The organism is Gordonia otitidis NBRC 100426, from assembly GCF_000248075.1.
GTDB lineage: Bacteria > Actinomycetota > Actinomycetes > Mycobacteriales > Mycobacteriaceae > Gordonia > Gordonia otitidis.
Map to the genome: position 1 here is coordinate 24,500 of NZ_BAFB01000026.1, position 15,019 is coordinate 39,518.

General features: G+C 66.2%; 6 protein-coding genes. 2 read left to right on the forward strand and 4 right to left on the reverse strand.

Going from position 1 to position 15,019, the window contains the following annotated elements; genetic code table 11:
• Positions 1-2: 2 nt before the first annotated feature.
• The 4 genes from GOOTI_RS02910 to GOOTI_RS02925 all read right to left on the reverse strand — a co-directional run bounded on the left by GOOTI_RS02910 (position 3) and on the right by GOOTI_RS02925 (position 13,032).
• On the reverse strand, positions 3-4,751 hold the full coding sequence (locus GOOTI_RS02910; protein ID WP_007237062.1) for an SDR family NAD(P)-dependent oxidoreductase: 4,749 nt from the start codon (positions 4,749-4,751) through the stop codon (positions 3-5).
• The gene (locus GOOTI_RS02915) at positions 4,748-10,231 is read right to left on the reverse strand and encodes a type I polyketide synthase (protein ID WP_007237063.1); all 5,484 of its coding nucleotides are present in this window, start codon (positions 10,229-10,231) and stop codon (positions 4,748-4,750) included. Before GOOTI_RS02915 ends, GOOTI_RS02910 begins: the two co-directional genes overlap by 4 nt.
• Positions 10,228-11,991 (reverse strand): fatty-acid--AMP ligase, encoded by a 1,764-nt coding sequence (locus tag GOOTI_RS02920; RefSeq protein ID WP_007237064.1) that lies wholly within the window; start codon positions 11,989-11,991, stop codon positions 10,228-10,230. Before GOOTI_RS02920 ends, GOOTI_RS02915 begins: the two co-directional genes overlap by 4 nt.
• A gap of 342 nt (positions 11,992-12,333) precedes the next feature.
• Positions 12,334-13,032 carry a thioesterase II family protein gene (locus GOOTI_RS02925; protein WP_051997846.1) on the reverse strand — a complete coding sequence of 233 codons (699 nt, stop codon included), beginning with the start codon at positions 13,030-13,032 and terminating at the stop codon, positions 12,334-12,336.
• 79 nt (positions 13,033-13,111) lie between these two features.
• Between GOOTI_RS02925 and GOOTI_RS02930 the strand changes: the two genes are divergently transcribed.
• Together GOOTI_RS02930 and GOOTI_RS02935 are read left to right on the forward strand one after the other, a co-directional pair.
• Positions 13,112-13,735: a precorrin-8X methylmutase gene (locus GOOTI_RS02930; protein ID WP_007237066.1), complete on the forward strand. Its 624-nt coding sequence runs from the start codon at positions 13,112-13,114 to the stop codon at positions 13,733-13,735.
• 2 nt (positions 13,736-13,737) lie between these two features.
• A partial coding sequence (locus GOOTI_RS02935; protein WP_174299111.1) for a precorrin-2 C(20)-methyltransferase occupies positions 13,738-15,019 on the forward strand: 1,282 nt, incomplete at its 3' end.

The following is a 15,019-nucleotide window of genomic DNA, read 5'->3' on the forward strand; positions in this document are numbered from 1 at the left end:
GATCAACCCAACCTTTCAGAAAGTGCTTGCAACAGTTCGTCTTCGGAGAGATCGTCGAATTCGTCGTCGGGCCCGGTCTCGGTGGCCTCCACCATCTCGGGCAGGGTCGCCGCGAGGTACCCGGTCAACGATTCGACGGTCGGATAGTCGAACACCACCGAGGTCGGCAGCGTCTCGCCGAGCGAATCGCTCAGCGCTCGCTGAAGCGTCACCGTCATCAACGAATCCATTCCGAACTGGAAGAACCCAGTTGTCGGGTCGAGTTCACGGGGCGACGAGAGGCCCATCACGGTGGCGACGAGCGAGGCCACGTGATCGGTCAGAATCCCGAGCCGGGCCGAGGCGTCCGCGGCAGCGAGTTCGGATCGCAACCGAGACTGCCCATCTGACGACTGCACCTCGTCGTCCAGCAACTCGTCGAGAATCCGCACGGCGGCCCTGGTCCGGTACGCCGCGGCGAGGGTCGACCAATCCGCGGCCACGACTGTCGAGCGCACGGGGCTGCCGGGAGCAGAGATCGATGCCAGTGCTCGAATCGCGGTGGCGTCGTCCATGGGGATGAGCCCGGATTCCCGGGTGACCTGACGTTCGACGTCGCCCTGCGCGTCGTCGAGCGACTTCCACAGTCCCCAGTTGACGGTTGTCGCGGGTAGACCGGCCGCGCGACGCGCGTACGCGAAGGTGTCCAGGAACGTCGTCGTCGCGGCGTAGTGAGACAACCAGCGGGAGCCGGTCAGGCCGGAGATCGAGGAGAACACCACGAAACGCTCGACCGGCGTCGACAACGTCAGCTGGTGCAGTGTCTCCAGGGCGTCGAGCTTGGGCCGGAACATGGCAGCGACGTCGGCGTCGGACATGTCGGTCAACGTCACCGGTCCACCGCCGAATGCCGCGAGATAGACACCCTCGAGTGGCGGGAGATCGTCACCGAATCGAGCGAACAGCGCGCTCATCGCGGTCGGATCCGCAGAATCCGCCGCTACGGGGACCACCGCAGTACCGCGTGCGGCTAGCTCGGCGGTCAAGCCTGCGAGGCGGTTTCCCGGGTCACGCGATACCGCGATGATCGTCCGCGCGCCCATGTCGGCGAGCTGGCGGATCAGGTGTGGGCCGATGTTCCCTGTCGCGCCCACCACGAGGTGAGCACCCACGTCGGAGAGTCGGTCATCTGCCGGACGTACGCGCGGCCCCCGCGCGACGAGCCGGGGCACTCTGCGCACCCCTGCCCGGTAGACGACCTGGTCCTCGTGGTCGCCGGATGTGGCTTCGGTCAGGACGTAACCCGCGGCGACCGCCGCCGGCACCGACTCGTCGACATCGACGATTCCTCCCCAGATCTCAGGGTGTTCCAATGCGAGTGAGCGTCCAAGGCCCCACAGCACAGCATGTGCGGCCGAGCCGCGATCGCCCTCATCGACGGGCTGTCCGTTGCGTGTCAGCAGCTGCACTCGCGCTGGTGATCCGGCGGCGGCGATCTGCGTGACCAGCCGTCGCGCCGTGTCGAACAACCGGTAACCGGGTGCAGCGGCGAACAACTCCCCCGACGCCGGTGGTGCGGGGGCGTAGAGGACGCGGTCGACGTCGCCGAGTAGGCCGGCGACATCGGCGGTCGCCGTCGCACTCTCATCGATCACCGTTACCCGGTCGGAACCCAAGCGGTGCGCCAGCGCCGTCCCGACGTCGTGGCCGATCACCACCCAGCGCGTATCCGACGAGGACTCCGCGGGCGGCAGCGGGGCCGCCGGCCAGGTGAGCTCGTGGAGCCACTCCGCCGGGATCGACGTATCCAGCGGTCCCGACACCTCGGCGACGGCGCCGGAACCGGCGCCGGTGGTCGGTGACGGCACGGGCATCCAGTAGTCGACATGCTGCCAGGGTGTCGGCGGCAGCACCGGATGCGGCTCCGGGGGATGCGGGGTCGTCGGCGGACGCGACGTGCAGGCCGAGTTGACCGCCGTGTGGAAGGAGATCGTGTCGTCGCCGTCACGCACGAGTGTGGCGAGCACGTTGTATCGGCCCTCCGCGGCCTCCAGTACTTCTGCTATGGCCTGGGTCAATGTGGGGTGTGGACTGATCTCCACGAACGTCGTGTTGTCGCCGGACGCCGCGACGACCGCGGCGTCGAGTATCACCGGACGCCGGACATTGGCCACCCAGTAGGCGGAATCCAGCGTCGGTATTGCGTCGCGGACAACGGTCGAGAAGAAGTCGATGCGCGGCCGTCGAGGCCTCAGCTCGTCGAGCTCTGAATGCAACTCGTCGAGAATGGGGTCCATCAGAGCGGTGTGCGAGGCGACCTCCATGTTGACGCGCCGTGCGAAGCCCCCCGCCGCCGCCACCTCGGCAACGATGGCGTCGACTGCGTCGACCGGTCCGGCGATGACCGTCTGTCGGGGCGCGAGTCGTCCCGAGATCTCGACGCCGTGGTGTGCTGTGATCAGTGACTCGACGTCGTCTGCGGGAACGCGGAGCAGTGCCACTGCGCCTTCGCCTCCCAGACGCGACATCAATGTGGAACGCACCGCGATGATCCGCAGCCCTTCCGCGACCGTCAGCGCACCCGAGACGACGGCTGCGGTCACCTCCCCCATCGACTGGCCGATCACGGCATCGGGGTGCACACCGTAGGCAGCCCACAGACGCGTCAGCGCCAGCTGTAGTCCCATGAGCACGGGTTGCACCTCGGCGTCACCGCGCAGTGCCCGTTGCTCGACGATGGTGTCGCGCAACGAGAATCCGACCTGCGGAACGAAATCGGCGTCAATCTCGTCGACCGCCGTGGCGAATGACGGTTCGTCGTCGAGCAACGACCTAGCCATGCCCGACCACTGCGAACCCTGTCCCGAGTACACGAACACGGTGCCCATCCCCGCGACAGCAGAATCGGGAAGCGTGACGCCCGCAGTGCGTTGCCCCGCGGCTAGCGCCTGCAGCCCGGAGATCGCCCCGGCTCGATCGCGGGAGGTGACGGTGCCGAAGACCGGAAGCGCAGCCCGATGATGATTGAGTGTGTGCGCCACATCGGGAAGGGGTATTCCCGCTCCCGAGCCCTGCAGCCACTCGGCCAGCATTGCCGCCTGTGCCGCGACGCGAGAGGTGCTCTTACCCGAAACAACGAGTGTCGCGACCGCAGATGACGGTGTCGACTCGTCGGCCGGCGGTCGGCGAACGGCAGGAGCCTGCTCGAGGACGACGTGGGCGTTCGTGCCACCGAATCCGAAGGAGGAGACCCCCGCCCGGCGTGGCCGGGGCGCCGAGGGCCACGGAATCGCGGAGTCGACGACACGCAGCCGCAGTTGTCCGAAGGGGATGTGCGGATTCGGATTCCGATAGTGCAGGTTGGCGGGGATGGTGCCGCGTTGGATGGCGAGGACGCTCTTGATGAAACCTGCTATGCCCGCGGCGGCCTCGAGGTGACCGAGATTGGTCTTCACTGCTCCGAGAAGCAACGGCTCGTCACTCGGCCTGCCGCGCCCGAGGACCGTCCCGAGCGCACGCGCCTCGATTGGGTCGCCGAGAAGTGTTCCGGTGCCGTGTGTTTCGACATAGTCGACCTCGTGCGCACCCACGCCTGCATTGGCGTACGCCGTCCGCAGTACTTCCATCTGGGCCGCGGGATTGGGCGCGAACAGTCCGTTGGAATGACCGTCCTGGTTCACCGCCGACCCGCGGACGACAGCGAGCACTCTGTCGCCGTCGCGCAGCGCGTCACTCATGCGCTTGAGTACGACGACCCCGCAGCCCTCTCCACGCACGAAACCATCAGCATCTGCGTCGAAGGCGTGGCAGGCACCAGAAGCCGACAACGCGGCCGACTGGTCGAACCCGTGGAACACCGCGGGCGACAGGAGCACGTTGACACCCGCGGCGAGCGCGACGTTGCAGTCACCCAACCGAAGACTCTGGCAGGCGAGGTGAATGGCGACCAGTGATGACGAACATGCGGTGTCGACGGTCAGCGAGGGACCACGCAGATCCAGGAAGTAGGACAGGCGATTGGCGATGATGCTCAGCGCGCCGCCCAGATTGTTCCAGGCGTCGACCCCGGGAAGGTCGGTCGATGCGAGGAATCCGTACTCGCTCACGCATGCGCCGACGAACACGCCCGTCGGTGACCGCTTCAGCGTCCCGGGTGCGATGCCCGAATTCTCCAGTGCCTCCCAAGCGATCTCGAGAAGAAGACGCTGCTGCGGATCCATCTTGGTCGCCTCGCGCGCGGTGATCTCGAAGAACTCGGCGTCGAAACCCTCGATGTCGTCGAGGAACGAGCCGTGGCGTGTGGTGGCACCGAGTGCGGCACGAACCGCTGGGGTGCCGTCGTCGAATCGCTCCCAGCGTTCCGCCGGCACGGTCGTCACGGCGTCACGTCCCGCGGAGAGGAATTCCCAGTACTCCTCGGTTCCGTTGACGCCGCCCGGGAAGCGACAGCTCATTCCGACGACGGCGATCGGTTCGTCGAGTCCACCGCCGGTCTGTACCTGTTCGGTCAGCTCGATCGGTTCGTCGTGCAGCAGATAGGCGACGAGCGAATTGATGGTGGGGTGCTCCCAGAACTCGACGGGCGAGACCTGTCGGCGGAGTAGTTCGGACAGTTCACCCGACAGCACGACCGAATCACGCGAGCCCACACCGAGATCGGCCATCGACGCCTCGGGATCGACCTCGTGACGCGCGGAACCCGTGATCGCGACGAGGTGATCGATCAGCCATTCGGTGAGGCGTTCGTCGTCGAAGCCGTGTGCGACGCTCATAGACCCGGCTCCGCTGGAAGCGACGACGATTCGACGTCGTCGAACAGGCTGTCCAACAAGCCATCCGTCTCACTCTCGAGACTGTCCTCGACATCGGTCGGCGGTGCGATCTTGTCGGCCAGATGGGTGGCGAGCGCCGCGATCGTCGGGTGATTCCAGAGCATCGTCGCCGACAACTCGACACCTGCGAGCTTTTCTGCATCACGACGGATCGACATCGCCATCACCGAATTGAGTCCGAGCTCGGCGAACGGGATGTCGGATTCGAGATCGGCCTCGGGGATCCGCAGCTCGTGGGCGAGGATGGCGCGCAATCCGTTCTCCAGAGTGCTCATCATCTCGGTACGACTCATCTGTTCCCACGACGCCGAAGGAGTGTCGTCGTGGTTCTCGGCGACCGGAATCGCGTCGATACGAGGCAGCACGACCGCCTGTGCGACGTCGAGACGCGCGATGTACTCCCAGGCCGCGAATGCCTCCTCCGCACGCACCGGTCGCGACCCGAACCGCTCGAGTTCGGCGACGACGATCCGCGCGTCGGTGGCGAACCCGAGGTCCTGCCAGGCGACCCAGTCGATGCTCAGGGTGTGGCGTCCCGCAGCGTGATCGAACCGGGCCAGTGCGTCCAGGTAGGCGTTGGCCGCTGCGTAGCCGCCCTGACCGGGAATGCCGAAGAGCGCCCCGGCACTGCCGGTGACGTGGAAGAAATCGAGTTCGGAGTTCGCGAAGACGTCTGACAGTGCCTGCGCACCACCGATCTTGGGTTGCATCACGGTATGCAGTGCGACTGCGTCGGTATCCGTCACGAGATGGTTCTCGGTGACACCGGCCGCGTGGACGACGCCCGCGACCGGCGGACACCCCGCGTCATCGCGCCGCCCGAGAAGCCCACGCACGGCATCGGCGTCGGACACGTCGAGGGCAGTCGGCTCAACTGCCACCCCACGCGATTCGAGAGCTCGAATGCACTCGATCCGGTGGCGCACACGGGTGTCGAGATCGGCGGAGTCCCACTCGCGTCGCGGAGGTAGTGCGTGGCGGCCGGCGAGGATGATCCGACGGGCTCCCAGACCCGCGAGCCAGTCGGCGATCACGAGACCCAGTGCACCGAATCCGCCCGTCACCAGATACGCGGCGTCGGGCCGACACCGCAGCGTCTGGCGTACCGGCGCGGCGTCGACGAGAACCGGTGTCGGAACCAGCCATTCGTCGTCCACCAGGGCACTGATCGAACGCAACGGCGCAGCAAGACGAGCAGCGATCTGCTCGGCGACCGCGGCCGGCGTCACGCCGGCGGGTAGATCGATGAGGCCACCCCAGTGTTCCGGCTGCTCTTCGGCGATGACCGTGGCCAGACCCCACAATGCGCTCTGCGGGAGCGAGTCCCGCGTGCGCGGTGAGCGCACGCCGCTGGTGATCACCCACAGCCGGGCGGCCCGACCTGCCTGTACCAGGCGGCCGATGAGCTCCGTCACCTCGGCAGCCGCTCCTACGGCCGCAGAGGTGTGATCGCCGCTCGCGGTGGGCGCCAGGTAGATCACGTCGTCGGCGCCGTCGACCGGACCAACCGTCAGACCGTCGCCGACCGAGTGGAGTCGCTCACCGAGGGCAGCGGCGAGTGCGGCGTCGCCGACGAGGGCGACCCTGCCGACTGGTCGCACGTTCAGAGGTGGATTGTCGCCATCAGGGGCAGACCAGCGCAGGACGTGCACCATCGACGACGGTGGTGCAGCAGGGCCCACCGCGGTGGATCCGGCTGCGTCGGCGGCCGCCCCAGCGGTCGAGTCGACCGAGCTGAATCGCAGGCCACGGATCTCCAGCACAGGGCCTTCGGCCGCAGTGGCGCTGATGTCGACGACGAGGTCGCCGCTGGACTCGATGTTGCGGCGGACATCCACCGATGCCACCCGCGCCGAGCAGTGCTCTGCGAGCCACACCGAGTCGAGCGCGGCCGGAACCATGAGATCGCGTGTCGAGTCGTCGACGAGTCGCGCCACATGCGCCGCGGCGTCGAGTACGGCGTGCACCGACGGCGTCGGCAGCGAAACCTCCGCACGCATGCGCGTGGACGAGCGCGCCAGCGAGGTGAACGACCACGGGAACGGTTGGCCGGTCACCCCCCAATCTCGAAGTAGTTCGGCGGTGGACCGTGTCGTTGCCGCGGCGTCGGGAACCAGACCGTTGAGGGCCTCGGTGTGCGGCGTGGGGGGACGATGGATCGCGCGCGCGGTGGCATGTCGTACCCAGCGGGCGCCCTCGGCTCCAGTGCTCGACGAGATCGACAGCGAGTCGCCCACGACGACAACGTGAATCACCCGTGGGCGGTCGACGGCGATGGGATAGGCGAACGCCAGATCACCCAGCTGTGCGATACCTGCGTCGCGAGCTGCGGAGGCCAGTGTGGCGATGAGCACCGAGACCGGGACGACCTCGAGTCCGTGGAGAACGTGCGAGCCCGGATACGGCTTGGTCTCCGGGGTCAGTCGCGCGCGCCACAAACAGGTGCCAGTGGCGTCGGCAACCTCGATGCGCTCGCCGAGCAGCGTCCCTTCTGCGGGAGCCAGACCGCTCGACGGTGACCGCTCAGGGAGGTCGATCCAGTGGGACGCATGGTGCCAGACGGTCGGTGGCAACACCACGTGCGGTTCCGGTGCGTGCGGGACCACCGCGGGTGCCGTCGGCCGGGCCGCGCTCAGATTGGTATGGAACGTGAGGGCGTCGTCCTGGTCACGGTGGAGCGTCGCGACCGCGTGATGATGGACGTCGCTGAGCGTGTCGTCGATGGCATACGTCAAGATCGGGTGCGGACTGATCTCGACGAACACACCGTGATCGGCGCCCGCGGCCGTGACGGCCTCGGAGAAGTGCACAGGGTTACGAAGATTCGCGCACCAGTATTCGGCGTCGAATCCAGGGTCACCCTGCGGCTGCGTGGTGGAGATGAACGGAATGTTCGGGCGCCGGGGTGAGAGGTCGGCGAGTTCGATTCGCAGGTCGGGCAATACGGGATCGATGATCGGATGGTGTGATGCCACGTCGACCTCGATACGTCGCGCGAGTCGATCACGCGACGAGACCTCCGTGATCACCGCATCCACCTGGTCAGGGGGCCCGGCGATCACCGTCTGTCGCGGCGATGCGTGGACGGCGACGGTGACGTCGGGGTGATCGACGATGAGTTCACCGGCCGTGAGGGCATCGAGCTCCACGAGTGCCATGGCGCCCTGCCCCGACAGCGCGGCCATCAGCCGGGAACGTGTCGCGATGACCTTCAAGCCGTCGGCAACTGTCAGCGCGCCAGAAACGACCGCGGCAGCGGCCTCGCCCATCGAATGACCGATCACGGCGTCCGGCACCACGCCGTAAGCAGCCCAGAGACGCGTCAACGCAAGTTGCAACCCGGTCAGCACGGGCTGGATTCTGTCGATTCCCACGACCGGCTCGCCGGAACGGATGACATCGATCAGCGAAAACCCAACCTGCGCAACGAAGTCGGGTTCGATGTCAGAGACAGCTGCGGCGAAGTGGGGCTCGGTCGCCAGCAGTGAGCGCGCCATCCCCGCCCACTGGCTTCCCTGGCCGGAATACACGAACACCACACCGGGTCTGCAGCGACCGTCGTGCACGTCGACGACTCCCGGTGCTCGCTCGCCGGCGGCGAGCGCACGGAGACCGGCGACTGCCTGTCCGTGATCGACGGCGGTGACCGTCGCACAGGTGCTGTGTCGTGTCCGGTGGTGGTCGAGCGTGTGCGCGATGTCGGCGAGCGCGACGCCTTGTCCGGAATGCTCCATCCATTCCGCCAACGAGCGGGCTTCTGTGCGGACACGATCGGCCGACTTGCCCGTGATGGTCAGTGTCGTCACCGGGCTCCGGGCGGGGTCGGGCAACGGCTGTGGTCCTCGCGGCGCCTGCTCGAGAACGACGTGCGCGTTGGTGCCGCCGAAACCGAACGATGACACTCCCGCACGGCGCGCGCGATCACGCTGCGGCCACTCGGTGTGGTCGGCGACGACACGAAGTCGGAGGCTGTCGGTGTTGATGTGCGGATTGGGTTGCGCGAAGCCCAGATTCGCCGGAATCACACCGCGCTCGACGGCGAGTGCCGCCTTGATGAACCCGGCAACGCCTGCTGCGGCCTCGAGATGGCCGATATTCGATTTCACCGCGCCCACCAGCAGCGGATCGTCGGCGGGACGCCCACGCCCGAGTACGGTGCCGAGCGCCCGAGCCTCGATGGGGTCGCCGAGCAGCGTCCCGGTGCCATGCGCCTCGACATAGTCGACGTCGCGTGGCGTCAATCCTGCCGCGGCATAGGCACTTCGCAGGACAGCCATCTGGGCCGCCGGATTGGGGGCCATGAGGCCGTTCGAATGCCCGTCCTGGTTGACCGCCGACCCTCGAACCACGGCGATCACCCTGTCTCCGTCGCGAGCAGCGTCCGCCAGTCGCTTGAGGATGACGACACCTGCTCCCTCACCGCGTACGTAGCCATCCGCGGCCGCGTCGAAGGAGTGACATTGCCCGCTTTGCGACATGGCATCGGCGCGGTCGAAACTCCTGGTGATGGCCGGCGAAAGCATGACATTGACCCCCGCGGCGAGAGCGAGCGTCGATTCACCGGAACGCAGACTCTGACATGCGAGGTGGATGGCGACGAGCGACGACGAACAGGCAGTGTCGATCGTCACGGACGGACCACGCAGATCGTAGTGGTAGGACAGGCGATTGGAGATGATCGACAGTGCCCCACCGGTGCCCGACCACGCGTCGACCTCGCTGAGGTCGCTGGTCGCCAGGTACCCGTACTCGGCCGCGCATGAGCCGGCGAAAACGCCCGTCTGGGAGTGGCGAAGCGACGAGGCCGGAATACCCGCGTTGTCCAGCGCTTCCTGTGTCACCTCGAGCAGCAACCGTTGCTGCGGGTCCATCTTGTCGGCTTCGCTCGGCGAGATGTCGAAGTACTCGGCGTCGAATTCGTCCACCCCGGACAGGTATCCGCCCCAGCGTGTCGTGCGCTCGAGGGCTGCAGCGGTTTGGGGGCGTCCGTCGTCGAATCGAGCCCAGCGGTCCGCGGAGACGGTGGTGACACCATTGCCCGAGCCGAGCAGAAACGACCAGTAGTCGTCAGGACCGCAGACGTCGCCGGGGAAGCGGCAGCCGATACCGACGACGGCCACCGCGTCGTCGCCGCCCTCGTGAACCTCGACGTGCTCCCGCTGATCCTGCTGCGCTGCACCTGGATCGGTGAGGAATGCAACAAGTGTGGAGATGGTGGGATGTTCCCAGAAATCGACGGGTGAGACCTGCCTGCCGACCAGTTCGGTCAGCTCTCCGGACAACACGACGGCATCGCGGGATCCGATCCCGAGATCGTTGAAGGCCGCGTCGACATCGATGTCACCGGGCTCGCACCCGATGCCGATGAAGCGATCGATCAGCCATGCCCGCAGGTCCGCCTCTTCTCGAGGCTCCGTCACTGCGCGGAGTCCAATCGAACGAACGCGCCGTCCCGATAGTGGTCGCCGGCCGCCGATCTCCGGGTTTTTCCACTGGTCGTGATGGGAATCGATCCAGGTGCGACGAACACGATGTCGGCGACTCGAACGCCGTGACGATTGGTCACCGCCGAGGTGATCTGACCGCGCAATTCACCGAAATCGATCGATTGACCGCGATCTTTGATCTCGGCGACGACGACGAGTTGTTCGCCTGCGCCACGATCGACCGACACCGCCGCGACGCGTCCACGCGTGAGCTCGGTGACCGTGCCCTCGATGTCGTCCGGGTAGTGATTGCGGCCGTCAATGATGAGCAGATCCTTGATGCGACCCGTGATGAACAGATCGCCCTCCGACAGGACTCCGAGATCTCCTGTGCGCAACCATGGCCCAGAGGGCGTCGTCGGCGCGGGATCCGCGATCCAGCCACCGAAGACCTTGTCGGTCAGTTCGGGATTACGCCAGTAGCCCGCAGGCACGTTGTCGCCGTGAACCCAGATCTCCCCGACCTTGTCGGCAGGATTCTCCTGGCAGGTCTCGGGATCGACGATACGGAACGTGACCGACCGTTCGGGTCCGTGACTCATCAACTCCGACCCGTCCTGGCCTGCCGCGCTCCTACGAGCCCAGCCGGACGCCAACTTCTCGAAGTCGAAGCCGACGCCTTCGGCTGTGCGACCCGGCGTCAATGCGGCCACGTAGAGAGTAGCCTCGGCGAGGCCGTAGGCGGGTCGAACGATGTTCTCGGGCAGCCGGTCTCGCTCGAAACGGTCGACGAAACGTCGGATCGTACTGGCGTGCACTCGTTCGGCACCGCACATAAACGCGGTGACCTGCGACAGATCGCGACCGCCGAGGTCGTCGTCGGTGGTACGTCGTGCCGCGAGTTCGTAGGCGAAGTTCGGCGCTGACGTGAACGTCTTGCCGTACGACGCCATCGTGGTGATCCAGCGAGATGGCTTCTGCAGGAAGGCCATCGGGCTCATGTCGACTGTTCTGCGACCGGACAGCACACCGCCGCAGATTCCGAGCAGCAGTCCCATGTCGTGATAGAAGGGCAGCCAGGACACCAGCACGGTGTCGGGGTCGGGCCATCCACCGTGGTGGGCGAACATGTCGGTGATGAGTTGATCGAGATTGGTGACGACGTTCTGATGGGAGACCATGACACCGCGCGGTGCGCTCGTCGAGCCCGACGTGTACTGCAGAACAGCAGTTCTGTTGCGCCGCACTGTATCCGGATAGTCGGCCACCGGTGAGTCGTAGTCGAGTGCGTCGACCTCGACGACCGCCGGGGTGACGCCCGACATTTCTTGGGCGTACGGCAGCACGTCGTCGACAACAGCGGTGGTCGCGAAGATGACCGACGGCGTGCAGTCGGCGAGAGCCGAACTGATGCGCTCGTCGTGATGCGCGCCGAACATCGGGACCGACAGTGGGACAACGATGAATCCGGCTTCCATCGCACCCAGGAAGGCCACGATGTAGTCGAGACTTTGTGGTGCGAGGATTGCCGCACGGTCGCCCGCTGCGCCGTGGCTGAGAAGTTCTGCGGCGACGACCCTGACACGGTCGTACAGCTCGCCGAACGTCAGCGATTCTTCGTACCCTGCCGCATCGACGTCGTAGTCGATGAAGCTGAAAGCGGTGCGGTCAGGGTGCGCAGTGGCGCGTGCGCGGAGAAGAGACGGAATGGTCTGATCTGAAAGTTTTGGTTTGTGCGATCCGGTGAGGTCCACCGATGTCGTGACATCCACGTAGCAATTTCGCTTTCCCCCCGACAGAGAATATGCGACGAGCCCCGACGACGACCATGGTCGCTGAAACGGAGCTGCCCCCCAGCTGCTGTGCAGTCCCGGCCGACGTCAGCGCCGACTCGGTTTGCGTGTGAATGACGGTAGCACCCGATGTTCGGTCTGGCCACCTCAGCAACACGTGATTTCGAGTTGCATTTTTCAACTCAACCGCGTGTGCCGCTGGAACATTCGTGCGCGCGGTGGAGCGCGACCAAAGGTGTCCCACCGCTGACCTGCTGCTGAGCGAATTCTGGTCGAATGACCATGAATTCGACTGTGAGTTTTCTAGTGGACCGCTTGGAAGAGTTTGTCTTCGATGTCCGAAACCAATTCGGGAAGATGATCCGTGAGATAGAAGTGGTGCCCACTGAATTCGCGCATCGTGAACTGTGCCGAGGTGCGCTCGGCCCACGGTCGGACCTTTTCGGCTGTGGCGACCTCGTCGTCGTCGGCGTAATAGGCATGAATCGGACACGAGATGGTCGCGTCGGGCGGGCACTCGTACGCGGTGATTGCCTTGAACCCTCGTAGCGTCGGCAGGATCCGGGACTGGAACTCCTCGCTGTCGAGAAGTGCCGGATCGACTCCCGTCATCTCCGAGACCGCGTCGAGAAGACCACGATCGGACTCGGGGATGTAGTCGTAGCCACTGCGTCCCGGTGCCGCACATGCCGACACGAAGAGTGCCTCGACGGTACGGCCGGCTTCCTCGAGAAGACGGGCGGTCTCGAACGCCACGAGTGCGCCCATGCTGTGGCCGAACAGGGCCAGGCCCGTGTCGGGCTCTGCAGGCGGCAGTTTGGCGACCACGGTCTGCGCCAGATCGGGGATTCCACGGAACGACGCGAGATCCTGGCTCCCCTTCTTGCCGGGGTATTGCACCGCGACCCGTTTCACGTCGGACGTGAACGAGCGGGCGAACGGTACGTAGAAGCCGGCCGAGCCGCCGGCGTGCGGGAAGATGTAGAGCGTTGACGCTGTCACGCGGGTCACCTTATCTCGTCGTACGGGAAGGCAACCGATCTACGGTAGGACCGGGCCGTCCCGATAAGCTTGGGGCACCATGGTCGACTATCTTCGCGACGCCGCTGAAATCTATCGGCAGTCCTTCGCAACCATCCGCGCCGAAGCGGACCTGTCCGGATTCAACCCCGACGTCGCGGGCGTGGTCGTGCGGATGATCCATGCCTGCGGCGAGACCGACCTGACCCGCGATGTCGTGGCGACCGACGGTGTCGTGGATGCCGCGCGCTCGGCGTTGTCGACAGGTGCGCCGATCCTCTGTGACGCAACGATGGTCGCGAGCGGAATCACCCGCCGGCGTCTCCCCGCGGACAACGACGTGCTGTGCTATCTCACCGAACCCGGATTGCCGCAGCTGGCGAAGGAGATGTCGACGACACGAACGGCTGCGGCACTGGAGTTCTGGCGACCGCATCTCGACGGTGCGGTCGTCGCGATAGGCAACGCACCGACAGCCCTGTTCGCGCTCCTGGACATGATCGACGCAGGTGCGGCACGTCCCGCCGCCATCGTCGGTGCGCCCGTCGGCTTCATCGGAGCCGCCGAGTCCTGCGCGGTCCTCGCCGACCGAAACGACCTCGAGTTCATCACTGTCGTCGGCAGGCGGGGTGGGTCGGCCATCGTGGCCGCGGCTGTCAACGCGCTCGCCAGCGCCGAGGAATGACGATGGGCACCAATGACCGGTTGACCGCGGAATCCGTTGCGCGCACGGGAAAGCTGTGGGGCGTCGGCCTCGGTCCCGGAGACAGCGAACTCGTGACCGTCAAGGCAGCCAGGGTCATCGGAGCGGCAGATGTCGTGGCCTACCACAGCGCGCGGCACGGCAACAGCATCGCACGAGGGGTTGCCGAGCCGTATCTGCGTGGCGACCAGATCGAAGAACGGCTGATGTATCCGGTCACGGTCGAAACGACCGATCATCCCGGCGGCTACCGCGGCGCGCTCGACGACTTCTATGCGGCCAGCGCCCAGACACTCGCCGATCACCTGCGTGCGGGACGCGACGTGTGTTTGTTGGCGGAGGGCGATCCCCTCTTCTTCAGCTCGTACATGCACATGCACAAGCGGCTTGCCGACGAATTCGACGTCGAGATCGTGCCCGGCGTCACGTCGGTCAGTGGTGCGTCGGCCGCGTTGGGAATCCCGCTCGTCGAAGGCGAGGAGACGCTCACGGTGGTTCCGGGAACGCTCCCGCTCGACGAGCTGGCCGCGGTGTTCTCCGGCGCCGAGGCCATTGCCGTCCTCAAGCTCGGTAGGACGTTCTCGACGGTGCGAGCCGCTCTCGAACGCGCCGACCGAATAGACGAGGCCTGGTATGTGGAGCGAGCGTCGACTCCCGCCCAGCGAGTCCTGCCCCTCGCCGAGGTCGATCCGGAACAGGTTCCCTACTTCTCGATGATCGTCGTGCCGGGACGACGCAACAATCCACGATTCGAGCAGACGCAGTCACGTGCAGGCGAGGTTGTCGTCGTCGGACTCGGACCCGGCGCACCAGCGCAGACGACACCACAGGTTCGTGCCGAATTGGCAGCTGCGACAGACCTTGTCGGCTACCGCACGTATCTCGCTCGCATCGCAGCGCGACCTGGCCAACGGGTGCACGCCAGCGACAATCGCGTCGAGGCCGAGCGTGCGGAGTTCGCGCTCGATCTCGCGGCACGCGGCGCCCGCGTGGTCGTGGTGTCCTCCGGCGATCCCGGCGTCTTCGCCATGGCTGCGGCGGTCGCCGAGGCGGCGGCACAACCGCGGTGGACCGACGTATCGGTGAGGGTCCTACCCGGGGTGACCGCTGCGACAGCCGTCGCGGCGGTCACCGGGGCCCCACTCGGGCACGACTTCGCGGTCATCTCGCTGTCCGACAGGCTCAAGCCGTGGGAGGTGATCGAGGCGAGATTGCGCCATGCAGTCGAAGCCGATCTGGTCATCGCCGTCTACAACCCCGGGTCGC